A 23,367-nucleotide genomic window follows, 5' to 3' on the forward strand; every position below is an offset into this window, starting at 1 on the left:
ATTGATACAGTCATCATCTCCGCAAGGCGACCTGCCGCTGGTGCGACGCCTCGAAGCCGTCGGCTTCCGGGCCTGGCCGGCGGCGTCCGTCGTCTATGACGGAAGCTGGCAGGTGCGACTCACCGGTGGCCATCCCTCGAAGCGCCTCAACTGCATCGTGCCGCTTGACCCTTCCGATCATCGGGACATGGCGACGCGGCTTCAGAAGGCGCGCAAGCGGTTCGAAAGCTACGGCCGGCCGCTTCTCGTCCGCGAGACGCCGCTTGCCCCGCCTCTTCTGCTCGACCATCTTAAGGCGGAAGGATGGCGGGCCTTCGAAACGGTCGACGTGCTGACTGTCGATCTTACCGCACTCGAATTGCCCGACACGCTCGACTACCTGCCGAGCCACGATGTCGGCCGGTTCACCGATGCGACGCTTGCGGTCAATGGCGAGGATGCCGCGCTGAAGCCGGCGATGGCGGAAATTCTCTCGGCGATCAAGCCGCCATCGGGCTTCTTCATCAAGGAGAGTGCCGTCGACGGGCCGATCGCGATGGCGCTCTGTGTGCAGGACAACGATCTGGCCGGGATTATTTCCTTTGCCGTCGTCGAAGCATATCGGCGAGAGGGTATAGGCACGGAAATTCTCTCCTCGGCCCTGCGCTGGGCACGTATCAGCGGCGCGCGTTCGGCCTGGCTTCAGGTCGTTGCCGACAATGCGCCGGCGCTGGCGCTCTACCGCAAGTTCGGTTTCCGCAAGGCCTATGAATACCGCTACTGGCGGCAGGACATGCCGGCATGAACGAGACCCCTCGCAAGCTCCTGCTGGTTGCCGCCTGCGCCCTCATCGATACCGACGGGCGAATCCTGCTCGCACAGCGTCCCGAAGGCAAGACGCTGGCAGGCCTCTGGGAATTTCCGGGCGGCAAGGTCGAGCCCGGCGAAACGCCCGAGGAGACGCTGGTGCGCGAACTCCACGAAGAGCTTGGCATCGTGACGAAAATCCCGTGCCTGGCGCCGCTCACCTTCGCCAGCCACACCTACGAGACGTTCCACCTCCTGATGCCGCTTTATATCTGCCGGCGTTACGAGGGCATTCCGGTCGGGAGGGAAGGTCAGGCGATCAAATGGGTGCGGCCGAATGCATTGCGGGATTATCCCATGCCGCCGGCCGACGAGCCGTTGATCCCGATCCTTCAAGACCTGCTTTGATCGTTAAAATTAGCAGAATCGAATTCATTCTGCGTTAAGGGTTCGTTTAGCCGATTGTGGCACCTTTTGGGCTCACCAAGTAACCGCGTTTTACGAGACTTCGAAGGCATGGACGAGGAATTCTGGAAGACTGCGCGGATTCGACAGCGGGCGGCGCGTGGATCCGGCAGGACCGGAGCGCTCAATATCGCGCTCCTGTTCGGCACGGCTGCCATCGCACTCGCTTTGATCGTGACGCCGATGCTGGCAGACCGCAGCGACGAGCGGATGGCGCATGTCCAGGAAGATTTCGACCGGATCACGACGGGTTCGATCAGGCCTGCCGAAAAGGGCACGAAGGTCTATACAATTCGCCGCAGCGTGCTGCAGGAAACGCCGGGCTCCATATGCATCGTGGAAGGCTACGGCTCCGGTGATGACTGCTAATTAACGATTCTACCTTAAGGTGGGGCAGATCAGAGACTTCTCGTCGAAAAGGGCTGCCCATGCGTCTCCTCCGGTTCTTCATGCGCGACGAAGGCGGGGCGACGGCGGTGGAATACGGCCTGCTGATCTCGCTCATAGCTGTCGCGCTTTTTGCCGGTTTGGGTCAGTACTACGAGGCGATGGACGCCCTTTTCGGCGGGGTCGCAGACACCTATAGCAGCGCCATGGACTAACGGGTCTACTCTGTTTCCTTACGCAGGGCATCGGCCAGCCGCATCTTCGCGGACCCTGGTTTCAGCGGTTTCTGCTGGCTTTCATGCGGTGCCCAGCCGGATGCATATATGATCGAGAAGGTCGCACGGATGCGGCCGTCCGGATCGGAATAACGTTCCGCGTAAAGTTCTGCAGCCCGCATGAAGAACGCCTTCGTCACCGGCACCCGGCTGCGGCCCGAAAGCGGGTTCGTCATGCCCATGGCGCGAAGGTCACGCATCAGCCCGAAAAGCGAATCGTAGCGGACTGTATAGGTTTCGATATCGACGACCGGCAGTGCGAAACCCGCGCGCTGCAGCAGTGCCCCGACATCGCGGACATCCGCAAAGGGTGCGACACGGGGGCTTGCGCCGCCCGTTAACTCCGCCTCGGCAGACAAGAGAACGTCGCGCAGTTCGCTGAGCGTGCCGGCACCGGGAATGGCGGCGAGGAACAGGCCATCCGGCTTCAGGGCGCGGCGAATGCGGATCAGCGCGCCCGGCGTGTCGTTGACGAGATGCAGAGCGAGCGGCGAAAGCACCAGGTTGACGGATTCCGGTTCGAGAGGCACGTCTTCCCAGGGCGCGGCCTCAATCGTCTCTCCGGGCTCAGCGAAAGCCAGGCTCGTCTCGACACGGCGCATATTGCCGATCTTCCCGGTAGCCATGGCTTCATGGGCGGCTGCGCCGATGCCGCCGTGCAATTCGACGGCCGTTTCGAAACGGCGTTCGACGACGGCAAGGCGGTCAGCCATCTCGCGCCCGGCGATCTCCAAGAGGAAAGCCGCCTTGCGGTCCGCCTTTGCCAGGGCACGCTCGCGTCTGGCCTTCACCAGCTGTTCGTCGAAGAGAATTTCCATGTCTTGCACACTCACATTCCTGCTTCGCAAAGGCGCGCTCCCTGCGTTATTGTCAAGACATGTCCGGAGAGCCAAGCACCAGCATTCTTCGTTTTGTACCACCGTTTGCCCTGACGTGGACGCGGCGGCTCGGCGATCTCGTCTATCCCCCCGCCTGTCCCGGCTGCGGCATTCTCACCGGCCGGCATGGAGGCCTCTGCCCGTCCTGCTGGCGCGAAATCCGTTTCATCGAGCGGCCGTTTTGCGAAGCCCTTGGCTTGCCGTTTTCCCACGATCCCGGGGCAGGCATGCTTTCGGCCCAGGCAATCGCCGATCCGCCGGTTTTTGACCGGCTGCGGTCGGCTGCGATCTTCGACGGAGCGGCACGCGACCTCGTACACGCGCTGAAGTATCGGGACCGCACCGATCTGGCCCCGATGATGTCCGGCTGGATGCTGCGCGCGGCCGAAGGCCATGTCGATCGCTGTGACGGCATTCTTCCGGTTCCCCTCCACCGCTCGCGCCTTGTTTTCAGGAAGTTCAACCAGGCGGCAGAACTGGGGCGGCATCTGGCCGAGAAAAGCGGCAAGCCGTTTCTGTCGTCGACGCTGGTGCGCATCAAACGCACGAGCCGACAGGTGGGGCTTTCGGCCCGCGCCCGGCAGGATAACGTTCGGGCCGCTTTCGCCATCGCGCCCGGCCGTGAGGCGGATATCTTCGGCAAGCGGCTGGTGCTCGTCGACGATGTCTATACCACCGGAGCGACGATCTCCTCCGCTACCCGCATCCTCAAGAAGGCCGGGGCCGCGGAGGTCACGGTTTTGACCTTTGCAATGGCTATTTCCACCCCTATATGACAATAGATGACAGTTCATGCGCGGCCGTCCTCCGGCTTTTCGCCCAATGGGGCTGCGCCGGAGAAAACGATGGCAGACGTGACTATCTATACCCGTGAATATTGCGGCTACTGCGCTCGTGCAAAGGCTCTGCTGGAGTCCAAGGGCGTCCGATACGTCGAACACGATGCGACCTATTCCAAGGAATTGCGCGAGGAGATGATCGGCAAGGCGAACGGCCGCTCGACGTTTCCGCAGATCTTCATCAACGGCGAGCATGTCGGCGGATGCGACGATCTTCACGCGCTCGATCGTGCGGGCAAGCTGGATCCGATGCTGGTGGCTTGAGGAGAGCAAGGGATGACATTCAAGGCAGCAGCGATCCAGATGTGTTCCGGCGTCGATCCGGAAAAGAACGCTCTCGACATGGTGCGGCTGGTACGTGAAGCCGCCGCGCAGGGGGCAATCTATATCCAGACGCCGGAGATGACCGGGGCGCTGCAGCGCGACCGGCAGGCGATGCGTGCCGCGCTGCGCGACGAGACCGGCGATATCATCGTTTCTACGGCCCGCAGCCTCGCTCAGGAACTCGGCATCCACCTGCATATCGGTTCGACCGCCATTGCGAGAAATGATGGCAAGATCGCCAATCGCTCCTTCCTCTTCGCTCCCGGCGGCCGGCAGATCGCGAGCTATGACAAGATCCACATGTTCGACGTCGATCTCGACAACGGCGAAAGCTGGCGCGAAAGCTCCGCCTATGAGCCGGGCGCGGAGGCACGCGTTGCCGATCTGCCGTTTGCCAGGTTGGGTTTTGCGATCTGCTACGATGTGCGCTTCCCCCAACTCTTCAGAACGGAAGCGCTGGCGGGTGCGGAAATCCTGACGGTGCCTGCGGCCTTTACCCGTCAAACGGGCGAAGCACATTGGGAAGTGCTGCTCAGGGCGCGAGCCATCGAGAACGGCGCGTTCGTGATAGCTGCCGCTCAAGGCGGGGTGCATGAAGACGGCCGGGAAACCTTCGGCCACTCCATGATCGTCGACCCCTGGGGCAAGATACTCGCCTCCGCCGGCGGTACAGGCGAGGCGGTCGTGCTTGCCGACATCGACATCGCCGCGGTGAAGGCCGCGCGTGGAAAAATCCCGAACCTCAAGAATGCCCGCGAATTCACCCTGGACACCGTGTCCGATGCGGCGGGAGGTGTTGCCGCTTGATCAAGTATTCTCTCAGTTGTGAAAATGCCCACACGTTCGAAGGCTGGTTTTCGACGAGCGCGGAATTCGATCGCCAGAGACAAAGCGGATTTCTCACCTGTCCGGCCTGCAACTCCGCGTCGATTTCCAAGACGCTGATGGCGCCGTCGGTTTCGACCGCGCGCAAAAAGGAAGAGAAGCGCGAGATCGTCATGGACATGGCCCGCCAGGAGATGATTGCCAAGGTCAAGGAAGCCGTCGCTGCGATCAAGGCCAGTGCCGAGGACGTGGGCGAGAAATTTCCGGAAGAAGCCCGCAAGATCCATTACGGGGAGGCGGATGCCCGCGGCATCATCGGCCAGGCGAGCCTCGGCGAGGTGAAGGATCTTCTCGACGAAGGCATCGAGGTGGCCCCGCTGCCGGTGCTGCCGGAGGATGCGAACTGATCGCACTTAGCAAAGCAATATTTCAAAGAACCCGATAGGGCTGGAGAGGTTCAACACCGCTTCGGCCCCTTCGCTTTTTTGAAGTGTAGCAGAGGTTCAGGGAATGGGCACGGTCCGGGGCGGGATTGCCAACGCTGTCAATGGATGTCTTCAACCTATGATGAAGCCCAGGCCATAGAAGCCCTCACTCCGCGCGCTTCGCCAGCAGCATATAGTTGACGTCCATGTCGGGGGAGAGGTTCCAGCGGTCCTGGAGCGGGTTGAAGAAAACGCCGGTGCGGTGGATGATTTGCATGCCGCTTGCGGATAGCGGCTTTTCCAGCTCTTCCGGACGGACAAGCTTTTCGTATTGATGGGTTCCGCGCGGCAGCCAGCGGAGGATGTTTTCGGCTGCGAAAATCGCCAGCGCGCCGGCCTTGAAAGTGCGGTTGATGGTGGCGACGAACATCAGCCCGCCGGGCCGGACCATTTTTGCGCAGGTGGTCATGAAGAAATCGACATCGGCGACATGCTCCACCACTTCCATGTTGAGAACAATGTCGAAGGTCTCGCCGGCTTCCGCCAGCTGTTCGGCGGTGACGGCGCGGTAGTCGACCGTGGTGCCGGTCTCGGCGGCATGGGTCGAGGCGATGCCGATGTTCTTTTCCGAGGGATCGGCGCCGACGACGGTCGCACCCATGCGGGCGACCGGTTCCGACAGAAGACCGCCGCCGCAGCCGATATCGAGGAAGCGCAGGCCGGAGAGAGGCAGATGGCTTCTCGGATCGCGGCCGAAATTCTCGCAGACGCGGTCGCGGATATAGGTGAGACGCACGGGGTTGAACTTGTGGAGGGGCTTGAACTTGCCCGTCGGATCCCACCATTCAGCGGCCATGGCGGAGAACCGGTCGACTTCGCTCTGATCGATGGTGCTGCGGACGGCTTCGGTCATGGTTTCATCCCCTTGGTTTCATCGTTTGAAGTCGGATGAGCGGGGGAAGAAGTCAAGAGGTCTTCGCTTCAAGGGCGGCTTGGCTGCAACCTCTCTGCAAGCCTGGAGCAGATCCAGCTCTGGAACGTCGATTGCCACCTGCTGAAGGTCGCTTCTGAGCTTGCTGTAGCGGCCGAACAACTGTGCCGCCATGTTCGCCACGCAGAATGGAAGCTCGGCGCAGGCCTTGCCGCTGAGGCCGATTTCCCGCTGGGCACGGACCGCTCCCGCCTGATGAGGCGAGGGACGCATTGGGCCACTACACATGCGTTTGCGATAACAGGCGCGCAGGTGGCAGATCCGATGGTCCAGGCACATGAGCAATGCGGTAGCGCGGCACAGTTTCTCGTGTTGCTCGGCGCGGCGTTTTTCGTATTCACTGAAATCCTGCTTATCCACCTTGCGGTTCCTTTGTGCGGGCAGACTCGTCCCTTGGTGCTGTCGCGGTTTTCCTCGGGTCAGGCCCGAGGACAGGCTATCGGCCGGGACACGTCGAGTGCCTCGTAAGTAAATTTATAGGTGACACGCGACGTGTCCCGTTCGGTGTGTTTTTCCGCGCAACTCCGGTTCCTCTGCGGCGGCCCGTTTGTCGATTGATGTTTATCAGGGCCGGTTTGTGTGCGACACACGCACGCCCCGCCGGTTCCGGCGAGAGGGGAACCATTTTCTGCGCAGCCCCTGACGACCCGCTTGCATAAGGGCGGTTCGCCAGATCACCGGTCCCGCCTCGCCGGTTATGCGGGCCGGTGTAGCCGAAGCGGGACAGGGAAATTGTAGGCGGGACTTGCTTGGACGGGGATGCGAGGGGATGGAATTTCGTCTATGTCTTTGAAAAACGGGCGGGGATGGAAGAAAATCATCCCCGGACAGCCGATGCCGGGGGAAGGAATGGGCAAGGGGACAATAACCGTTGCGCGCTTGAAGGAGCTGCTGGTTTTCGAAGACCTCACGTTGAATGTTGTCGAGAACCGGACCGAATTTCTCGACGGTTATGTTATCGAACGCCTCCAGTTCCAGCTGTCGGACGGGACGCCTGTGCGTGGCTTCCTGACGCGTCCAAGCAAAGCTTCCGTCAGGCCCGGGCCTGCTATCGTCTACGCTCATGCGCATGGCGGCCGCTACGATATCGGCGCGTCCGAATTGATCGACGGCAGGCAGGCGCTGCTTGACGCCCCCGGGCCAATGTTGGCGCGGGACGGCTATGTGGTGCTTTGCATCGACATGCCGACCTTCGGCGAACGGGCGGATCTAACGGAGGACGCGGCGGCCAAGGCGGCGCTCTGGCATGGCAAGACGCTATTCGGGCAGATGGTTTCGGAGCAGGCGGCGGCGCTTTCCTGGCTTGCGACACGGCCGGAGGTGGATCCGGCGCGGATCGGCGCGACGGGCATTTCCATGGGCGCGACGCTTGCCTATTTTCTCGCCGCGGTCGATCCGCAGGTGAAAGCGGCGGCGCATCTCTGCTGTTACGCGGATTTTGCAGCGCTTGTCAGAACCGGCGCGCATAACCGTCACGGACATTACCTGACGGTGCCGGGACTATTGAAAGAGACGTCGACCGGAGAGATTGCGGGCCTCGTGGCGCCGCGACCGCAGCTGATCTGCGTGGGCTGGGATGATCCGCTGACACCGCCGGAGGCGGTCGACATCGCCTTCGCGGAGACCGAGGCAGCCTATCTGAAGGCCGAAGCGCTCAGCGCGTTCGTCTTTCTGCCGGAGGTCGGTGTCGGGCATCAGGAGACGCCGGCGATGCGCCGGGCGGTACTGAGTTTTTTCCAAGGGTATCTTTAAACGTGTGAGCCGCTATTTGCCGAAACCGGTGATATGGACGCACTTTCTCCCCATCTGCTCCTTGTACCGGGACTTGGTATAGCGCGCGATCTGGCCGGCCGGGCATTTCCCGTCATTGTAGAGAACCGAACGACCTGCCGGGATGCTGTCTACCGTCGGCTTTGTGGTCACGGTCTTGTTTTGGGCATAGACAGGCGACAGCGAAAGCGGCGCGAGAATTGCCGTCGAAAGCAGCATCATGAACAAGCGGGTCATTGAGGCCTCCTTTTACATGGACGCCGTCAAATTATCCTATCCCTATCGGAGCGGCCATTAGCCCGTCCGATAGGGGAGTTAGCTCGGAAGGAGCTGATCTACCCCTTTACCCTCGACCCGTTTCCGTCAAACAGGTGCAGCGGAGCACCGGCGACGGAGAAATGCGCGTCGTCGCCGGGGGAAATCTGTCGCTGGCCGGGGACGACGGCGAGCAGCTTTTCACCGTTAAGATCCGCATGAATGACGGTTTCGGACCCCAGTGCCTCGACGAGCCGAACCTTGACCCTCAGGCTGCCGGGGTCGTTTGCGAGCGTGATGTGCTGCGGACGGATGCCGATGGTCAACTTGTCGCCGACGGAGAGTTTTCGATCGGACATCGGCACCAGCAGGCGATGGCTGCCGCCGATCAGGAGAGTCGCGTTGCCCGCTTCCTTTTCCACGACTTCGCCGGAGAGGAAGTTCATGTGCGGTGCGCCGATGAAGCCGGCGACGAAACGGTTGGCAGGTGTGTTATAGAGTTCGAGCGGCGTGCCGACCTGCTCGATCTTTCCGGCGCGCATGACCACGATGCGATGGGCGAGGGTCATCGCCTCCACCTGGTCATGGGTGACATAGATCATCGTCGAGCCGATGCGGGCGTGGAGAGCGGCGAGTTCGGCACGGGTCGAGACGCGCAGCTCCGCGTCGAGGTTGGAGAGTGGCTCATCGAGCAGGAAGGCGGTCGGGCGGCGGACGATGGCGCGGCCGATCGCGACGCGCTGGCGCTGGCCACCGGAGAGCTGGCCGGGACGGCGCTCGAGATAGGGCTCGATCTCTAGCATGCGGGCAGCTTCCCCGATGCGTTCGGCGACCTCCGCCTTCGGCATGTTCGAGTTTTCAAGCCCGAAGGCGAGGTTCTGACGTACGCTCATATGCGGATAAAGCGCATAGGACTGGAAGACCATGGCTAGCCCGCGGTCGGCCGCGGTGACCTCGTTCACCCGCTTGCCGTCGATCTGAATCTCGCCGCCGGTGACCTTTTCGAGGCCTGCTATGGTGCGCAGAAGGGTCGACTTGCCGCAGCCCGACGGTCCGACGAAGACGACGAATTCGCCGTCCTTGATGTGGAGGTCGATGTCCTTCAGGACATGGACGGAACCGAAGGACTTGTTAACATCGGTGAGTTTGATTTCGCCCATCGATCGGTATTCCTTACTTCAGACCGGTGCCGGCAATGCCGGTGGTGATGAAACGCTGCAGGAAGATGAAGACCAGCACGACCGGGATCATGGTCACCACGGTCATCGCCAGGATGAAATGCCACTGGACGTTCAGCTCGCCCGAATAGATGCTGAGCCCTACCTGCAGGGTATAGAGCTCGCGGCGCGACAGCACGATTAGAGGCCAGAGGAAGTCGTTCCAGCGCCAGACGACCGAGAAGATAGCGAGCACGGCGAGTGCCGGCGCCGTTAGCGGCAGGACGATGCGCCAGTAGATCTGCCATTCCGACGCCTTGTCCATGCGCGCCGCGTCGATCAGTTCATCGGGGATGGTCAGCATGTACTGGCGCAGGATGAAGACGCCGGTCGGGGTGGCGACCGTCGGCAAGATGACGCCCCACAGGCTGTTGAACAGGCCGAGCGACGAGATGATCGAATAGAGCGGCACCATGATGACCGAGAGCGGCACCATCAGGGTGGCGAGGATGATCAGCATCGCAAGACTGCGGCCCCTGAACTCATATTTCGACAGCGCGAAGGCGGCCATGGAATTGACGATCAGTGTGATCAGCGTCGCGGTGACCGTGACGAAGACGGAATTCCAGAGGTAGCGCAGGAAGTCAAAGTGCACGAAGGGTTCGGTATAATTCTCCGTCGCGAAGGAGAGGGTTCGCACCGGCGTGCGGTTGTTCATATTGACCTTGATGATTTCCCCGGGCGTTTTCGGATCGACCATCTGGCTCATGACGCCGATACGGCGGACTTCGGCGAGCACCCGCGTCGAGCCGTCCGGAAGCTTGGCCTCGAAGAGTTGCAGCGGCTTGTCATAACCTTGGACCGTCGCCTGCTGGGTGACGTAGGGCAGGATGGACGGGGGGAATTCGGCAAGCGCTGCCGGCGTCTTGAAGGACGAAAAGGCGAGCCAGACGGCTGGACCGAACATGATGATCAGGCCGCCGACGAGCCAGAGCCAGGTCACGATATCCGTCCAATGCCAGCCCTTGCCGCCACGGCGGCGCAGAATGAAGCGGGAGGCGACACCCATCAGCGTTTCCCCTTCTTTTCGCCACGCTGGCCGATGCCGAGCTGGACCAGAGTAAGCACCACGAGCACGAGGCCCATCAGGATCGAGGCGGCAGCGGCGAGCCCCGGATTGCGGAGCGCCGAGGCAAAGCCGGTCTCATAGATATACTGGGTCAGATAGAGCGTGCTGGTACCTGGACCGCCGCCGGTCAGCACGTAGACCTCGTCGAAGATCTGCACGGCCTTGATCAGGGCGAGGACGACGACGACGAGAAGATTGGGCGCCAGCAGCGGCAACGTGATGCGCCGGAAAACGCGCTCCGGTTTGGTGCCGTCCATTTCGGCGGCCTCATAGAGGTCCTTCGGGATCGCCTGCAGGCCGGCGAGCAGGATCAGCGTGTAGAGGCCCATATGCGCCCAGATCGAGACGCCGATCGTGGCGGCGAAGGTCCAGTTGCGGTCCGTGAGCCAGGTATAGGGCTCGATACCGAACTGGTAGAGGCCAAAATTCAGGAGGCCCTGGCGCTGCAGGATCCATTTCCAGATCAGGCCGACGACGACCGGCGACAGGAGGACGGGGAAGAAAAAGACGGCGCGCCAGAAGGAGCGGGCGGCGAGATCGCGGTTGAGGATCAATGCCGTAATCAGCGAAACGCCGATCATCAGCGCCACCTGCAGGATCACGAACCAGAACGTGTTGCCGACCGCCGTCCAGAAGGCATCCTCCTGGCAGGACATCGGATCGAGATAGCTACCGCAGGTAAAGAGGCGGGAATATTGCTCGGCGCCGACGAAATTGCGCTCGGCAAGGAAGAAGGCCGTGCCTCCGGTCATCGAATAGACGAAGTTGATGACGAGCGGCAGGAGCACGAAGATGCCGAAGATCAGCATGTTCGGCGCAAGGAAGAAGGCCGCCATGCCGCTGATGCCGGTCGCTTTCTGAACGGCGCGCAGGGGCACGTCGATGATGCGCATCAGAAGATGCACGGGCGCCATGAGGAGGCTGCCGAGGCGGTCGCTGAGAGACGTCGTGCTCATCTTGGTATTCCATCCCTCCTTATCTTCTTATCCGGATGGCGCGGCTTGCCCTCATCCGCCTGCCGGCACCTTCTCCCCGCAGGCGGGGAGAAGGACTTGCCGCGCCGTCGCCGTTTCCCCTCACCCCGCTTGCGGGGAGAGGGTGCGCTGAGCGGAGGTGGGGTGAGGGGTTCACGCCAATGCAGCTATCACTGGCCGCTGTCCTTCACCTTCTGGGCGATGTCGGCATCGATGCGCGTGAAGGCATCGTCGACCTTCAGTTCGCCGGCCAGCGTCTGACCAATGCGGGTGACGATCGCGGCATAAACCGTGTCGGACCAGCGCCAGCCGGGGAGCTTCAGAGCCGTCTCGGCCGTGGTCTTGGAGGCTTCGACATATTTGGTCAGAGCAGCCTTGGCCTGGGCGTTGTCGGTCTTGAAGTTAAGACCGCCCTTTTCGACCACTGCCTTGTGGGCGGGCAGGAAGAGGGTGCGTTCGGAGAATTCCTTGACGACCGCCTCGCTTGCCATCCAGTCCATGACCTTGGCGACTTCCGTCGGGTTCTTGGTGTATTTCACCGCAACAAGGCCGGCGCCGCCCGGCATGCCGGTGCAGGCTGCGGGGCCGCAGGGGCTGCCGGTGGCTACCCAATCGAAATTGCTGCCGATCTTGGTCGCAAGGTTCGCCACCTGCCAGGAGCCGGAATAATAGAAGGCGAGCTGGCCGTTGATGAAGTCTTCGGCGGCGGCACGGTAGGTGTTGCCGGCAGCTGAAACCCAGACGTCCTTGGAGAAGGTGCCGTCGGCCGTCCAGTTGACGAACTTGGTCAGAAATTCCTTGGCGCCCTTGTCGAGCGGGGCGGGCTTGCCGTCCTTGCCGACGTAATTTGCGCCATAGGAAAGGTTCGGAGCGGTGATGCGGTGGCCGGAGCGGTCGATCGCCATGGCAAACGGAATCTTCTGGCTTTCGGCAACCTTCTTGGCTGCAGCCGCCCATTCGTCCCAGGTGGCCTTCGGGCCCGGGATTTCGACGCCGGCCTGTTCGAACAGCGTCTTGTTGGCATAACCGCCGGTCAGCGTGAGCTGGGTCATGAAACCGGAGATCTGGTTGGAGCCGTCCGGACGCATCCAGTCGGCCTTGTCGCCAAAATTCTCGTCCCAGTATTTGGCGTCCTTAACCAGCGGGCGCAGGTCGAGCCAGTGCTTGGACAGGTCCTTCAACGCGGTGACGCGGGCAATGTCCGGGCCGTTGCCGGCTTCGAGCTGAACCGGTAGCTGCTCCTTGATGACACTATAGGCGACGTTGTCGAGGATGACGTTGATGCCGGGATTTTCCTTCATGAAGCGACCGACGAGGTCTTTCATGACGTCGCCTTCGACGCCGTCCGAATACCACATGATGCGCACGTCGCCGGCGTGTGCCGCAGTCGACATCAGAAGGGCGAGCGTTGTGCCTGCCAGAAGCGATTTCATTTTCATGTTCATTTCCTCCTCCTTATGGACAGGGCCTCCTCCCGTCCGGTTTCTTCTCAACTCGGGTTCAGCAGACTTGCCTCGCCCTTGACCGTAAAATCTGCCCGCGCGATGACGCGGCCTTCGGCTTCCACGCTGCCGTCGGCCCTGAAGCGGACGCTACCATATTCCGGATCTTCGACAATGAATGAGCCTTCGGAATCCCGGCTGGCGGCAAGCGCGCTGAAGCGGCTTTCGACAGAGGCCAGATCGCCGGCCTCGCAGACGCGGACGATCCAGCGGGTCTTCTGGCCATATTGACGCAATTCGGCTCCGGCCGACGGGCCTTCGGTCGTCGGCACCAGATCGGAGCCGGCGCGCAGCAGAACAGCACCATTGCCGGAGCGGGCGAGCGCCAGCGTGCCGGAAACACGGGTTTCGTCGAATTCCGCCTTCGGGAACCAAGCGTGGGTGAAATCCGGCTGTTCCTCATAGGTAGTGAATTCAAGCATCGCGAGACCGCGATACTGCTGCACGCGCGGGATGGTGCCGCAGCCGCCCCAATAGGAGGGCCGGCCGTAGCCGAACTGGATGGTTTCGCCGGGATGGTTGATCCAGATCGCCGCTTCGGGCTTCTCGCCGATGCGCAGGTGCAGGACGGTTTCCTGGTAACCCCATTCGTCCCACCGGTAGTGGACGGTGGAGCCCATGGCGAAGTGTTCTCCCTTGTAGTGATAAAGCGCGGCGAAGGAATTTTCGCCTTGGGCAAAACGCCATTCCTGATGCTTTTCATCGCGATGGTCCGCAATTGCAGCAAAGGATGCCGGAATTTCAAGGCCATGGTCGCGGAGGCAGACGGCCATCTGCGGCAGGCAGTGCACGCGGCGGCCATACCAGCCCTTGCCCCAGAGCAGGCGAGCGACGGCGGAGAGCTCAAGCGAGCGTCCGGCGCAGAGCGTGTGTTCGTAGGAACGTCCCTGAGCTGCAGTGACCATGCCATGGTGGGCCGAACGGGCGATGACTTCGCAGAGCCGGACGATGCCGGCCTTGGCGCGGTCGGCGATGTCCCTGTCCGGCGAGAGCGCCGCAAGCGCCGTCAGGCCCTTGAGATCGATCGGGAAGTAAGGGGCGGAGTTGAATTCCGCCATCTCCCAATGCTCGAAATGATCAAGCCAGGCACGCACGCGCTCCGCGCCCACCTTCGCCTGCTCCGAACCTTTACGGCCGGAACGGACGAAGGTGGCCTCTGGGAGAAGATGGCCGGCAAGATAGGCGGAGGTGTGGAAAAGCAATGCGTGGTTTTCGGAGAAATACCACTGAACGTCATTGCCCGGCTCATCCATCCAGAAGCGATAGTTCAGGATCGCCGCATCGATGCGGGCACGGGTCTTTTCATTGATGTCGCCGCCCCAGGCGGTGCGCGACCAGATGAGCGGCACAAGAGAGAAATCCGCGCAATCGTGGCAGTCCTCGATCGAGGGCAGGATTTCCTCGATCATTGCGTCCGTATCTTCGCCGGCGCGGCCGCTTGCCAGGCGCGCAAAGGCGCGGACGGTGTCGCGCTCGGAATATTCCGACACTTCGCTGAGCGTTTCAGCAATGCGGTCCGCTAGAGAAGTGGGAGCCTTACCCTGACGCTCGGCGTGGCAGATCTCGACACCGAGCGAACGGGAGGCGACGAAGCCGCCGGCATTCAGCGTGACGCGCAGGTGACGGAAATCGGCGGGCGCTTTTTCGGATGGACCGACATTGAGGCTCCTGGCGCCGGCCGGCAGGACGAAGTCGAAATCGAAACGCTCACGCGACATGAAATCGCCCTCGATCGCGACATTGACGTCGACCTCGACCGGCAGTGCCTCCGCGAAGAGAAGAGTGATGTCGCCACCGAAATAGTGCGGGCGGTCGAGGTGCATTCCGTCGAGCGCCGTTTCAAGGCTTTCGGCGACGTGGCCTGCGACGGGCACAGGCAGGGCGACGCTCGCCGCCGGACCGGACAGATAGTCGAACTGATAGAAATAGCGGGCGTCGCGCTCGGCGAGATCGTCGAAGAAGAGGGTGATTTCATTGAGGCCCGCCACAAGCGGCAGTTCGAACTCCTGCTTGGCTTCGAGGTTGCGGCTATAGGGCGCCATCCAGCCGATTTCCTGGCCGTTCAGCCAAAGGACGGCGCCGCCACAGGTGCCGAGGCGAACCTTCGCCGTGCCGGCGGCTTCCGCTTCGACATAGGTGCGGGTCCAGGTGGCAAGGCGGGTGGGGCGGAACCAGAAACCGGAAAGATCGAGCCGCGGCGACCCGAAGGGCAGCCACCAGCGGGCGGCTTCGAATTCTCCGCGAACCTCGGGCCGTTTGCCGCGATAGGTTTCCGCAAAGATGGTGCGGCAGGGATATTCGTGAGGGATGAAGTTCTTCACCTTGGTGAGGAAGAAGAACGGGTCCATCTCGCCCTTCATCGGAGCGTCGGGTACGTCGAAACGCTCTTGCGCCGTGCGGCCAAGCTGCCAGTAGCGAACCGCTTCGCCCGGCTTCAAGTTTTTCCGCATCCAGTTCGCTTCAGGATTCATGGCAGTCTTATCTCAATTCGCTGAGGGCCACGGGGGCCACGTCGTTATATTCCTGGTTTTCGCCGGTCATGCCCCAGACGAAGGCGTAAGGGCCGGTGCCGGCGCCCATATGGATCGACCATGCCGGAGAAAGCACCGCATCCAGGTTCTTGACGAGGAGGTGGCGGGTTTCTTCAGGGCGGCCCATCAGATGGACGACCCGCTCCTCAGGCGCGAGGTCGAAATAGCAATAGGCTTCCATGCGCCGTTCATGGAGGTGGGGCGGCATGGTGTTCCAGACGCTGCCCTCGGCAAGGTCGGTAATGCCCAGCAGAAGCAGGCAGGAGGGTGCGACTTCCGGATGGATGTACATCCGGAGATTCCGCAGATTGGCGCGCTTGGGATCGCCGAAAGTCAGCATCTTCGATTCCGCCCGCTTGATCAGGCGGTGCGGGATATCGGCGCCTGCCGGCACCGAGTTCATGTAGAGGCGAGCGGGCTTGTCTGCGGAGGCGCTAGCGACCGAAATCTCGCGTGCACCGCGGCCGATATAAAGAACGTCGCGGTTTTCAAGCGTAAAGCTCTTGCCGTCGACAGAGACGACGCCCGTGCCGCCGAGATTGGCCACGCCCATCTCGCGGGCCGAGAGAAGGAAGGGTGTGCCGATATCCTCACCCGAACAGAATGCCAGGGTGCTCGACGTGGGGACAGCGCCGCCGAGGATCAGGCGGTCGACATGGGTGTAAGTAAAGGAGACCTTGCCTTCCTGGAACAGGTCTTCCATCAAGAATTCGGCGCGCAGCCGGGCCGTATCGTAGGTCTTGATGTCGTTCGGGCCGGCGCCGTAGAGAATTTTCATCGTCATGCCGCCTGTTCTCCCGTTTCCACATGGCGAAGAGCCTCGGAGAGGCAGAGGATCGCCAGCGCCTGGCCGTAACCCGTCGGCTGGATCGGGATGTCTTTGTAGAATTGCAGGTCATGGCCCATGCGCGTGCCGTAGGAGACGTTGAGCACGGTGCCTGTAGCGTCGATATTTGCGAGGATCGCGTCGACGGCTTTCAAGCCGGCGGCCCGCCACTCGGGCGTTCCGAGGCCGAGGCGGTAACCTTTCAGGAGGCCGTAGCCGAAGCCCGCGGTCGCGGAGATCTCCTCGTAGGACGAGGGATCGTCCAGGAGGGTGCGCCAAGCGCCCGAGGCAGTCTGCAGCGGCAGGAGCGCGTTGACCTGCGCCACCAAGACGCCGAGCAGGTAATCTTTCACCGGCTTTGCCATATCCGCGAGGTCGAACAGATCCAGCATGCCGGCGGTAATCCAGGCATTGCCGCGGGCCCAGCGCGCTTCAGCGAAATTGTGATGGCCCTTGAAGGTCCAGCCGTGGAACCAGAGGCCGGTCTTGCGATCGGCAAGATAGCGGGTGTGGACGAGGAACTGCCTTGCAGCCTCATCGACAAGTTCGGGCCGGCCGCTCGCTTGCCCATAGGAGGCGAGGAAGAGGGCGACCATATAAAGGGTGTCGTCCCAGAGTTCGTCGTCATTGACCTTGTCCGAGACGTGATGTTCGAAGGCGCCTTCCTCGGTGCGGCCCATCTCCGTCATGACGCGGCTTGCCCAGGCGTCCAGGACCGGCTGCCAGCGGGGATCCTTCGTTTCGCGCCAGAGAACCGACAGGCCGAGCATGGGCGCCGTCGTGTTGACGTTGAGGGACGGCAGGCCTGCTTCGATCTGCTTCGAGTACCAGTTTTCGATCAGTGTCTTGAGGTCGTCGCGGCCGGTGAACAGCCAGAGCCGGATGAGGCCATAAAGACCGACGCCCTGCGGCCATTCCCAGCTGTCGAAGGAGATGTAGTCGCCGGCGGTGCCGTCGAGATTGGGTTCGTGAAAGCGGCCTTCATGGCGAAGTCCGGTAAAACCGGCCACCAGGCGATCAAGCTTTTCACGGATGTCCCGGGCTGACAGGCCCATCAGTCACTTCCTCCCATAGCTGCACCATGCGACGGCGCACACAGTCTCAATCCGCTTCTCCCGAGCGGCAATCTCATGAAAACATCTGAAAATTGATTGCGCAATCTGAAAATTTTTTGCAGTTTGCATTTCGTGGAGGACAATAATCATGGTGGTGAAGCCTACGGCGGGAAAGCGCGGCAAGAAGAGCCGCAGGGTGCGGCTGGAGGACATAGCCGAGAAAGTCGGCGTCTCGCTGAGCACGGTTTCGCGAGCGCTTGCCGGGGAAAAGGGTGTGCGGGCGGATGTGCGAGAGCGCATCCTGGAGGCTGCCAAGGACGCGAACTACACGGTGCCGACGCCCGTGGCGGGGAAAAAGGTGATCCTTGCCGCCTCGAGCGCGGCGATGATCGACTATGTGCGCAACCAGTTCACGCTCTACGTGCTGGAAGGCCTCAGAGACCGTGCCCAGGCGCTCGGCCTGGAGATCGTCACCCGCGCGGTGGCCGATCAGGCGGAAGAGAAGGTCGTGCTGGAGGAGGCACGTATCGATCCGGATGTCGCCGGACTGCTGTTTCTGACGGTCGACGACGAGGGAATGCTGGCGGCCACCCGCGGCTTCGGCAAACCGGTGGTGCTGATCAACGGCGACGACCCTTACATGTGGCTTTCGAGCGTCACCCCCTGCAACCGGTCGGCGGCGCATGTGGCGACGGATTATCTGATCCGCCTGGGACACAGGCGCATCCTCTTCCTGATGCGCCCCGGACGGCGCACCATAGAACGGCGCCGGGAAGGCTGGCATGACGCATTCCTGCAGCACGGCCTGCCGTGGTCCGACGACCTGGTGATGCCCGTCGATGACTGGCTGCCGGATCTGGCGGCGCAGGCTGTCAGCGAGCGCTTACGCAGCCGAGGCCTCGACTTTACTGCGGTTCTGGCCGCCGGCGACAGCCTTGCGGTCGGGGCGATGATGGGCGTGCAGCAGATGGGCTATTCGGTGCCGCAGGATGTTTCCGTCATGGGGATGGACGACCTGCCGCAGGCAGCCTTCCTGAACCCCCCGTTGACGACGATGCACATTCCCATGCGCGAGCTCGGCGGCGTGGCGCTGGACCTGTTGCGCGACGCGCTGTCCGGATTTGCCAGCCCGGTGCGGCGGGTGGAGCTCGCCTGTCACATCGTCGAGCGGCAATCGACGGCGCCAGCGAAGATAAAAGCTTAACAAAACCAAACTAAATCATTCATGCGCCGTTCAGCGGCGCGCGGGAACAATAGCAATGTCTTGCACATTAACGTAGTGAGACAGTCCGCCCGGCAGATGGTCGGTCCGGCGACAATAGGTTTCTCAGGAGGAAGCCCGTGAAGAAAATTCTGATATCCGTTGCAGCACTCTGCGCCATGTTTACGGCGCCGTCGCTGGCGGAAGCGGCAGTGCGCGGATTTGCCACCGCAAACGTCAACATGCGGTCCGGACCGAGCACCGGTTACCCCGCCGTAACGGTCATCCCCGCCGGGGAATCCGTCGTCATCAACGGCTGCCTGAGCAGCGTGAATTGGTGCGACGTGTCCTTCTACGGCGGCCGCGGCTGGGTTTCGGGCAATTATGTTCAGGCCAGCTATCGTTCCAACCGCGTTTACGTCGGGCCGCAATATTATCGGCCCCTGGGTATTCCGATCATCACCTTCGACGTGGACAATTACTGGGGGCGCTATTATCGCGACCGCGACTTCTATCGCGAACGCGACCGGTGGCGGCGTTATACCTGGGACCGGTATGATCGTCCGGCCCCACCCCCGCCGCCGCGTTGGGACCGCGACCGTGACCGTGACACCTGGGATCGGGATCCGCCGCGCTGGGAGCGTGAGCGCTGGGATCGTGATCCGCCACGCTGGGATCGCGACCGTGACCGCGATCCGCCGCGTTGGGACCGCGACCGTGACGACCGCCGTCCGCCAGCCCCGCGTGTAGATCGGGACGAACCGAGACGCCCGCCGCCGCCGCGCGTCGAACGGCGGGACGACGATCGACGGTTTGCGCCTCCGATCGTACCGGAAGGACGCTGCGGGCCGGATCAGCCGGTCGGGCCGGGGTGCCCGGCGCTTCCCAATCCGGGTTAAACCTCACAGACAGGAGCCGCCCTCGAGGCGGCTTCTACATTTCAGGGGGAAGCGACTTTTTCCCGACCGTAACGCAGCCCCCATTCTTGCCATTGCGCCTTTCCCCCCTTTTCGATAAGAGACCGCGCAACTTGACGATCCAGCCGCGGACGGCCGGGTTTTGAGGTGGTTCGAAAGCAGACGCCCGGGCATTCCAAAGGCCCGGGTTGGAACAGTGGTTTTTGTCGTATGGCTCGCATCGTCATGAAGTTCGGCGGCACTTCCGTCGCTAATCTCGAACGCATTCACAACGTCGCGCGCCATGTGAAACGGGAAGTCGAAGCCGGCCATGAGGTGGCGGTTGTCGTGTCGGCCATGTCCGGCAAGACCAACGAACTTGTCGGCTGGGTGCAGGACATGCCGAAGGTCTCGGGCGCCAATTCACCATTCTACGACGCACGCGAATACGACGCCGTCGTCGCATCCGGCGAGCAGGTGACTTCCGGCATCCTTGCGATCGCACTGCAGTCGATGGGCATCAATGCACGTTCCTGGCAGGGCTGGCAGATCCCGATCCGCACCGACAATGCCCATGGCGCTGCCCGCATCCTTGAGATAGACGGCTCCGACATCATCAAGCGCATGGGCGAAGGCCAGGTCGCCGTGGTCGCCGGTTTCCAGGGACTTGGCCCGGATAACCGGATTGCGACGCTCGGCCGCGGCGGTTCCGATACGTCCGCCGTTGCGATCGCGGCGGCGGTCAAGGCCGACCGCTGCGACATCTATACCGATGTGGACGGGGTCTACACGACCGATCCGCGCATCGAGCCGAAGGCGCGCCGCATGAAAAAGGTGTCCTTCGAAGAAATGCTGGAAATGGCATCGCTCGGCTCGAAGGTGCTGCAGGTGCGCTCGGTCGAGCTTGCCATGGTCCACAAGGTCCGCACATTCGTGCGCTCCAGTTTCGAGGATCCCGATGCGCCGGGCATGGGCGACCTCCTGAACCCGCCCGGCACTTTGATTTGCGACGAGGAAGAAATCGTGGAACAGGAAGTCGTCACCGGCATCGCCTATGCCAAGGATGAAGCGCAGATTTCGCTCCGCCGGCTTTCCGACCGGCCGGGCGTTTCGGCAGCGATCTTCGGCCCGCTCGCCGAGGCTCATATCAACGTCGACATGATCGTCCAGAACATCTCGGAAGATGGCTCGAAGACCGACATGACCTTCACCGTGCCCTCCGGCGACGTGCAGAAGGCCATGAAGGTGCTGGACGACAACAAGGCGAAGATCGGCTTCGACGTGGTCCAGACCGAATCAGGTCTCGCCAAGGTGTCGGTCATCGGCATCGGCATGCGCAGCCATGCCGGCGTCGCCGCGCTTGCTTTCAAGGCACTTGCCGAAAAAGGCATCAACATCAAGGCGATCACCACCTCGGAAATCAAGATTTCCATCCTTATCGACGGCGCTTATTCCGAACTTGCGGTTAGGACTTTGCATTCCGCCTACGGTCTCGATAAGAGTTGAGGATGAGCCGGTTTGGCGCGTCGGTTGTCCGGCGCGGCGTCCCGGATAGGGTGATCTGGGTTCGGGAGCATTGATGCCGATGAGAGACCTGTCGGCAGGACCGCGCGTTCTTTTGAAGCGGCTGCGCGAATTGATGGCGGAGCCGCTCGAGCCGCAGGAGCGCCTCGACCGGATCGTCCGGCAGATCGCCAGCAACATGGTGGCCGAAGTCTGCTCGGCCTACGTGCTGCGCTCCGACGGGGTTCTCGAGCTTTACGCCACCGAGGGCCTCAAGAAGGAAGCCGTCCACCTTTCGCAGCTGAAGATGGGGCAGGGCCTGGTCGGCACGATCGCCGCCTCCGCCCAGCCGCTCAATCTGTCCGATGCCCAGGCGCATCCGGCTTTCCGCTATCTCCCCGAGACGGGCGAGGAAATCTACCACTCCTTCCTCGGCGTTCCGATCCTGCGTGCCGGTCGCACGCTGGGCGTTCTCGTCGTCCAGAACAAGGCGAGCCGGAACTACCGCGAGGACGAAGTCGAGGCGCTCGAAACCACCGCGATGGTGATCGCCGAGATGATCGCCACCGGCGAGCTGAAGAAGATCACCCGGCCGGGGCTCGAGCTCGACCTGACCCGCGCCGTGACGATCAATGCCGACGGCTATAACGAAGGCATCGGGCTCGGCCATGTGGTGCTGCACGAGCCGCGCATCGTCGTTACCAACCTGCTCAACGAAGATGCCGGCCAAGAAATCGAGCGGCTTGCCGAGGCGCTCGGTTCGCTGCGGATCTCCATCGACGACATGCTGTCGCGCCGGGAGATTTCCCAAGAGGGCGAACACCGCGAGGTTCTGGAAACCTATCGCATGTTCGCCCACGACCAGGGCTGGGTGCGCCGCATGGAAGAGGCGATCCATAACGGCCTGACAGCAGAGGCTGCCGTCGAAAAAGTGCAGAGCGATACGAAGGCGCGCATGATGCGTCTCACCGACCCGTATCTGCGGGAGCGGATGCACGACTTCGACGACCTGGCAAACCGGCTGCTGCGGCAGCTGACCGGCTTTTCCGGCCGTGCCTTCGACGAAGGTTTCCCGGTCGATGCGATCATCCTGGCGCGTGCCATGGGCGCGGCGGAGCTTCTGGATTATCCGCGCGAACGCCTGCGCGGTCTGGTGCTCGAAGACGGAGCCGTGACGAGCCATGTGGTGATCGTCGCACGCGCCATGGGCATTCCGGTTGTAGGACAGGCGGCCGGCGTGGTGGCGCTTGCCGAAAACGGCGATCCGATCATCATCGACGGCGACGACGGCCAGATCCACCTGCGGCCAATGCTTGATCTGCAGAAGGCCTACGAGGAAAAGGTGCGCCTGAGAGCTCGCCGGCAGGAGCAGTTCCGGGCCTTACGCTCCGTCGAGCCGGTCACCAAGGACGGCAAGCGCATCAGCCTGCAGATGAATGCGGGGCTGATGGTGGATCTTCCGCAGCTCGCCGAGTCGGGCGCGGACGGGATCGGCCTCTTCCGTACCGAACTGCAATTCATGATCGCTTCCACCATGCCGAAACTGGAGGAGCAGGAGAATTTCTACCGCAATGTGCTGAAGCAGGCGGCGGGGCGGCCCGTCACGTTCCGGACGCTCGACATCGGCGGTGACAAGGTCGTTTCCTATTTTCGGGCCCATGAAGAGGAAAATCCGGCGCTCGGCTGGCGGGCGATCCGGCTGTCGCTCGATCGTCCCGGACTCTTGCGCACGCAGTTGCGTGCCCTGCTCAGAGCTTCGGCGGGTGCCGAGCTCAAGATGATGCTGCCGATGGTGACCGAGGTTTCGGAAATCCATGCGGTGCGCGACCTGCTGCAGAAGGAAGTCCAGCATCTTTCGAAATTCGGCCACAGCCTGCCACGCAAGCTGCAGTTCGGGGCGATGCTGGAAGTGCCGGCGCTGATGTGGCAGCTCGACGAGCTGATGGCGGAAGTGGATTTCGTCTCGGTCGGGTCGAACGACCTCTTCCAGTTCACCATGGCTGCCGACCGCGGCAATGCGCGCGTCTCCGACCGGTTCGACAATCTCGGGAAACCCTTCCTGCGCATTCTCCGGGATATCGCGCGGGCAGGTGAACGCAACAAGACGACAGTGACGCTGTGCGGCGAAATGGCGAGCAAGCCGCTTTCGGCCATGGCGCTGATCGGTGTCGGTTTCCGTTCGGTCTCGATGGCGGCAACCTCGATCGGGCCGGTCAAGGCGATGCTGCTCAGCCTCGATGCCGACAAGCTGGCCGAGGAATTGAACGCCGCGCTCGACGATACGCGGTCGTCGGAAAAGATCCGCGACCTCCTTGTCCGGCATGCCGAAAAGAACGACATCCCTCTCTAGCGGAACAGACAAAGATACGGAGT

The 23,367-nt window shown here is 62.3% G+C and carries 24 protein-coding genes; 13 read left to right on the forward strand and 11 right to left on the reverse strand.

The genetic code is table 11. From position 1 onward, the window contains the following. Nucleotide 1 precedes the first annotated feature (1 nt). The 4 genes from EDE09_RS13395 to EDE09_RS13410 all read left to right on the forward strand — a co-directional run bounded on the left by EDE09_RS13395 (nt 2) and on the right by EDE09_RS13410 (nt 1,853). Entirely contained in the window at nt 2–784 is a 783-nt protein-coding gene (locus EDE09_RS13395) for a GNAT family N-acetyltransferase (protein WP_132410929.1), read from the forward strand. Next, on the forward strand, nt 781–1,194 hold the full coding sequence (gene mutT / locus EDE09_RS13400; RefSeq protein WP_112795650.1) for an 8-oxo-dGTP diphosphatase MutT: 414 nt from the start codon (nt 781–783) through the stop codon (nt 1,192–1,194). The genes EDE09_RS13395 and mutT overlap by 4 nt, the downstream gene beginning before the upstream one ends. 108 nt (nt 1,195–1,302) lie before the next feature. Continuing rightward, complete coding sequence (locus EDE09_RS13405) at nt 1,303–1,620, forward strand: hypothetical protein (protein WP_132410931.1); 318 nt, start codon at nt 1,303–1,305, stop codon at nt 1,618–1,620. Between the two features lie 59 nt (nt 1,621–1,679). After that, nucleotides 1,680–1,853 (forward strand): Flp family type IVb pilin, encoded by a 174-nt coding sequence (locus EDE09_RS13410; protein ID WP_132410933.1) that lies wholly within the window; start codon nt 1,680–1,682, stop codon nt 1,851–1,853. A 5-nt stretch (nt 1,854–1,858) separates the two neighbouring features. On the opposite strand, the gene EDE09_RS13415 is transcribed toward EDE09_RS13410, so the two are convergent. Then, nucleotides 1,859–2,731, reverse strand: coding sequence for a methyltransferase domain-containing protein (locus EDE09_RS13415; protein ID WP_112795644.1), 873 nt, complete (start codon nt 2,729–2,731; stop codon nt 1,859–1,861). 59 nt (nt 2,732–2,790) lie between these two features. Here EDE09_RS13415 and EDE09_RS13420 point away from each other — a divergent pair, with 59 nt between their 5' ends. The 4 genes from EDE09_RS13420 (at nt 2,791) to EDE09_RS13435 (ending at nt 5,186) form a co-directional block, all read left to right on the forward strand. After that, nucleotides 2,791–3,567, forward strand: coding sequence for a ComF family protein (locus tag EDE09_RS13420; RefSeq protein WP_132410935.1), 777 nt, complete (start codon nt 2,791–2,793; stop codon nt 3,565–3,567). A gap of 69 nt (nt 3,568–3,636) precedes the next feature. After that, a complete protein-coding gene (gene grxC / locus EDE09_RS13425) occupies nt 3,637–3,894 on the forward strand; it encodes a glutaredoxin 3 (RefSeq protein ID WP_132410937.1) in 258 nt (85 codons plus the stop codon). Between the two features lie 12 nt (nt 3,895–3,906). Then, complete coding sequence (locus tag EDE09_RS13430; RefSeq protein ID WP_132410939.1) at nt 3,907–4,761, forward strand: carbon-nitrogen hydrolase family protein; 855 nt, start codon at nt 3,907–3,909, stop codon at nt 4,759–4,761. After that, entirely contained in the window at nt 4,758–5,186 is a 429-nt protein-coding gene (locus EDE09_RS13435) for a DUF1178 family protein (RefSeq protein ID WP_132410941.1), read from the forward strand. The genes EDE09_RS13430 and EDE09_RS13435 overlap by 4 nt, the downstream gene beginning before the upstream one ends. Nucleotides 5,187–5,370: 184 nt before the next feature. Here the strand turns inward: EDE09_RS13435 and ubiG are convergent, their stop codons facing one another. Beyond that, nucleotides 5,371–6,117 carry a bifunctional 2-polyprenyl-6-hydroxyphenol methylase/3-demethylubiquinol 3-O-methyltransferase UbiG gene (gene ubiG / locus EDE09_RS13440; RefSeq protein ID WP_132410943.1) on the reverse strand — a complete coding sequence of 249 codons (747 nt, stop codon included), beginning with the start codon at nt 6,115–6,117 and terminating at the stop codon, nt 5,371–5,373. An 18-nt stretch (nt 6,118–6,135) separates the two neighbouring features. Beyond that, nucleotides 6,136–6,555, reverse strand: a complete 420-nt coding sequence (locus EDE09_RS13445; RefSeq protein ID WP_132410945.1) for a hypothetical protein — start codon at nt 6,553–6,555, stop codon at nt 6,136–6,138. A 489-nt stretch (nt 6,556–7,044) separates the two neighbouring features. On the opposite strand from EDE09_RS13445, the gene EDE09_RS13450 reads away from it, so the two are divergent. Next, nucleotides 7,045–7,947 (forward strand): dienelactone hydrolase family protein, encoded by a 903-nt coding sequence (locus EDE09_RS13450; RefSeq protein ID WP_132410947.1) that lies wholly within the window; start codon nt 7,045–7,047, stop codon nt 7,945–7,947. Nucleotides 7,948–7,959: 12 nt separating this feature from the next. Here the strand turns inward: EDE09_RS13450 and EDE09_RS13455 are convergent, their stop codons facing one another. The 8 genes from EDE09_RS13455 to EDE09_RS13490 form a co-directional block, all read right to left on the reverse strand. Beyond that, nucleotides 7,960–8,202 carry a DUF6719 family protein gene (locus tag EDE09_RS13455; protein ID WP_132410949.1) on the reverse strand — a complete coding sequence of 81 codons (243 nt, stop codon included), beginning with the start codon at nt 8,200–8,202 and terminating at the stop codon, nt 7,960–7,962. A gap of 98 nt (nt 8,203–8,300) precedes the next feature. Further along, nucleotides 8,301–9,380, reverse strand: coding sequence for a sn-glycerol-3-phosphate ABC transporter ATP-binding protein UgpC (gene ugpC / locus EDE09_RS13460; protein ID WP_132410951.1), 1,080 nt, complete (start codon nt 9,378–9,380; stop codon nt 8,301–8,303). A gap of 13 nt (nt 9,381–9,393) precedes the next feature. Further along, on the reverse strand, nt 9,394–10,446 hold the full coding sequence (locus tag EDE09_RS13465; RefSeq protein ID WP_132410953.1) for a carbohydrate ABC transporter permease: 1,053 nt from the start codon (nt 10,444–10,446) through the stop codon (nt 9,394–9,396). After that, entirely contained in the window at nt 10,446–11,462 is a 1,017-nt protein-coding gene (locus EDE09_RS13470) for a sugar ABC transporter permease (protein ID WP_112802940.1), read from the reverse strand. Before EDE09_RS13470 ends, EDE09_RS13465 begins: the two co-directional genes overlap by 1 nt. A gap of 188 nt (nt 11,463–11,650) precedes the next feature. Continuing rightward, nucleotides 11,651–12,919, reverse strand: coding sequence for an ABC transporter substrate-binding protein (locus tag EDE09_RS13475; RefSeq protein WP_132410993.1), 1,269 nt, complete (start codon nt 12,917–12,919; stop codon nt 11,651–11,653). Between the two features lie 50 nt (nt 12,920–12,969). Continuing rightward, complete coding sequence (locus tag EDE09_RS13480) at nt 12,970–15,453, reverse strand: hypothetical protein (protein WP_132410955.1); 2,484 nt, start codon at nt 15,451–15,453, stop codon at nt 12,970–12,972. 7 nt (nt 15,454–15,460) lie between these two features. After that, entirely contained in the window at nt 15,461–16,297 is an 837-nt protein-coding gene (kduI, locus tag EDE09_RS13485; RefSeq protein ID WP_132410957.1) for a 5-dehydro-4-deoxy-D-glucuronate isomerase, read from the reverse strand. Beyond that, nucleotides 16,294–17,394 carry a glycoside hydrolase family 88 protein gene (locus tag EDE09_RS13490; protein ID WP_132410959.1) on the reverse strand — a complete coding sequence of 367 codons (1,101 nt, stop codon included), beginning with the start codon at nt 17,392–17,394 and terminating at the stop codon, nt 16,294–16,296. Before EDE09_RS13490 ends, kduI begins: the two co-directional genes overlap by 4 nt. A gap of 148 nt (nt 17,395–17,542) precedes the next feature. Here EDE09_RS13490 and EDE09_RS13495 point away from each other — a divergent pair, with 148 nt between their 5' ends. The 4 genes from EDE09_RS13495 (at nt 17,543) to ptsP (ending at nt 23,344) form a co-directional block, all read left to right on the forward strand. Then, a complete protein-coding gene (locus EDE09_RS13495; RefSeq protein ID WP_132410961.1) occupies nt 17,543–18,598 on the forward strand; it encodes a LacI family DNA-binding transcriptional regulator in 1,056 nt (351 codons plus the stop codon). Nucleotides 18,599–18,735: 137 nt separating this feature from the next. Then, nucleotides 18,736–19,494 carry an SH3 domain-containing protein gene (locus tag EDE09_RS13500; RefSeq protein ID WP_207914842.1) on the forward strand — a complete coding sequence of 253 codons (759 nt, stop codon included), beginning with the start codon at nt 18,736–18,738 and terminating at the stop codon, nt 19,492–19,494. Nucleotides 19,495–19,722: 228 nt separating this feature from the next. Continuing rightward, nucleotides 19,723–20,997, forward strand: a complete 1,275-nt coding sequence (locus tag EDE09_RS13505; protein ID WP_112802952.1) for an aspartate kinase — start codon at nt 19,723–19,725, stop codon at nt 20,995–20,997. A gap of 79 nt (nt 20,998–21,076) precedes the next feature. Then, complete coding sequence (ptsP, locus tag EDE09_RS13510) at nt 21,077–23,344, forward strand: phosphoenolpyruvate--protein phosphotransferase (protein WP_132410997.1); 2,268 nt, start codon at nt 21,077–21,079, stop codon at nt 23,342–23,344. The last annotated feature ends 23 nt before the right edge of the window (nt 23,345–23,367 follow it).

Source organism: Neorhizobium sp. S3-V5DH (assembly GCF_004343065.1).
In the GTDB taxonomy this organism is placed as follows: domain Bacteria; phylum Pseudomonadota; class Alphaproteobacteria; order Rhizobiales; family Rhizobiaceae; genus Neorhizobium; species Neorhizobium huautlense.

Excerpts from the sequence above, each read along its gene's own strand:
- mutT (WP_112795650.1), top strand. The coding sequence starts at position 781 with ATGAACGAGACCCCTCGCAAGCTCCTGCTGGTTGCCGCCTGCGCCCTC.
- EDE09_RS13405 (WP_132410931.1), top strand. The coding sequence starts at position 1,303 with ATGGACGAGGAATTCTGGAAGACTGCGCGGATTCGACAGCGGGCGGCG.
- EDE09_RS13410 (WP_132410933.1), top strand. The coding sequence starts at position 1,680 with ATGCGTCTCCTCCGGTTCTTCATGCGCGACGAAGGCGGGGCGACGGCG.
- EDE09_RS13415 (WP_112795644.1), bottom strand. The coding sequence starts at position 2,731 with ATGGAAATTCTCTTCGACGAACAGCTGGTGAAGGCCAGACGCGAGCGT.
- EDE09_RS13420 (WP_132410935.1), top strand. The coding sequence starts at position 2,791 with ATGTCCGGAGAGCCAAGCACCAGCATTCTTCGTTTTGTACCACCGTTT.
- grxC (WP_132410937.1), top strand. The coding sequence starts at position 3,637 with ATGGCAGACGTGACTATCTATACCCGTGAATATTGCGGCTACTGCGCT.
- EDE09_RS13430 (WP_132410939.1), top strand. The coding sequence starts at position 3,907 with ATGACATTCAAGGCAGCAGCGATCCAGATGTGTTCCGGCGTCGATCCG.
- ubiG (WP_132410943.1), bottom strand. The coding sequence starts at position 6,117 with ATGACCGAAGCCGTCCGCAGCACCATCGATCAGAGCGAAGTCGACCGG.
- EDE09_RS13450 (WP_132410947.1), top strand. The coding sequence starts at position 7,045 with ATGGGCAAGGGGACAATAACCGTTGCGCGCTTGAAGGAGCTGCTGGTT.
- EDE09_RS13455 (WP_132410949.1), bottom strand. The coding sequence starts at position 8,202 with ATGACCCGCTTGTTCATGATGCTGCTTTCGACGGCAATTCTCGCGCCG.
- ugpC (WP_132410951.1), bottom strand. The coding sequence starts at position 9,380 with ATGGGCGAAATCAAACTCACCGATGTTAACAAGTCCTTCGGTTCCGTC.
- EDE09_RS13465 (WP_132410953.1), bottom strand. The coding sequence starts at position 10,446 with ATGGGTGTCGCCTCCCGCTTCATTCTGCGCCGCCGTGGCGGCAAGGGC.
- EDE09_RS13470 (WP_112802940.1), bottom strand. The coding sequence starts at position 11,462 with ATGAGCACGACGTCTCTCAGCGACCGCCTCGGCAGCCTCCTCATGGCG.
- EDE09_RS13475 (WP_132410993.1), bottom strand. The coding sequence starts at position 12,919 with ATGAAAATGAAATCGCTTCTGGCAGGCACAACGCTCGCCCTTCTGATG.
- EDE09_RS13480 (WP_132410955.1), bottom strand. The coding sequence starts at position 15,453 with ATGAATCCTGAAGCGAACTGGATGCGGAAAAACTTGAAGCCGGGCGAA.
- kduI (WP_132410957.1), bottom strand. The coding sequence starts at position 16,297 with ATGACGATGAAAATTCTCTACGGCGCCGGCCCGAACGACATCAAGACC.
- EDE09_RS13490 (WP_132410959.1), bottom strand. The coding sequence starts at position 17,394 with ATGGGCCTGTCAGCCCGGGACATCCGTGAAAAGCTTGATCGCCTGGTG.
- EDE09_RS13495 (WP_132410961.1), top strand. The coding sequence starts at position 17,543 with ATGGTGGTGAAGCCTACGGCGGGAAAGCGCGGCAAGAAGAGCCGCAGG.
- EDE09_RS13505 (WP_112802952.1), top strand. The coding sequence starts at position 19,723 with ATGGCTCGCATCGTCATGAAGTTCGGCGGCACTTCCGTCGCTAATCTC.
- ptsP (WP_132410997.1), top strand. The coding sequence starts at position 21,077 with ATGAGAGACCTGTCGGCAGGACCGCGCGTTCTTTTGAAGCGGCTGCGC.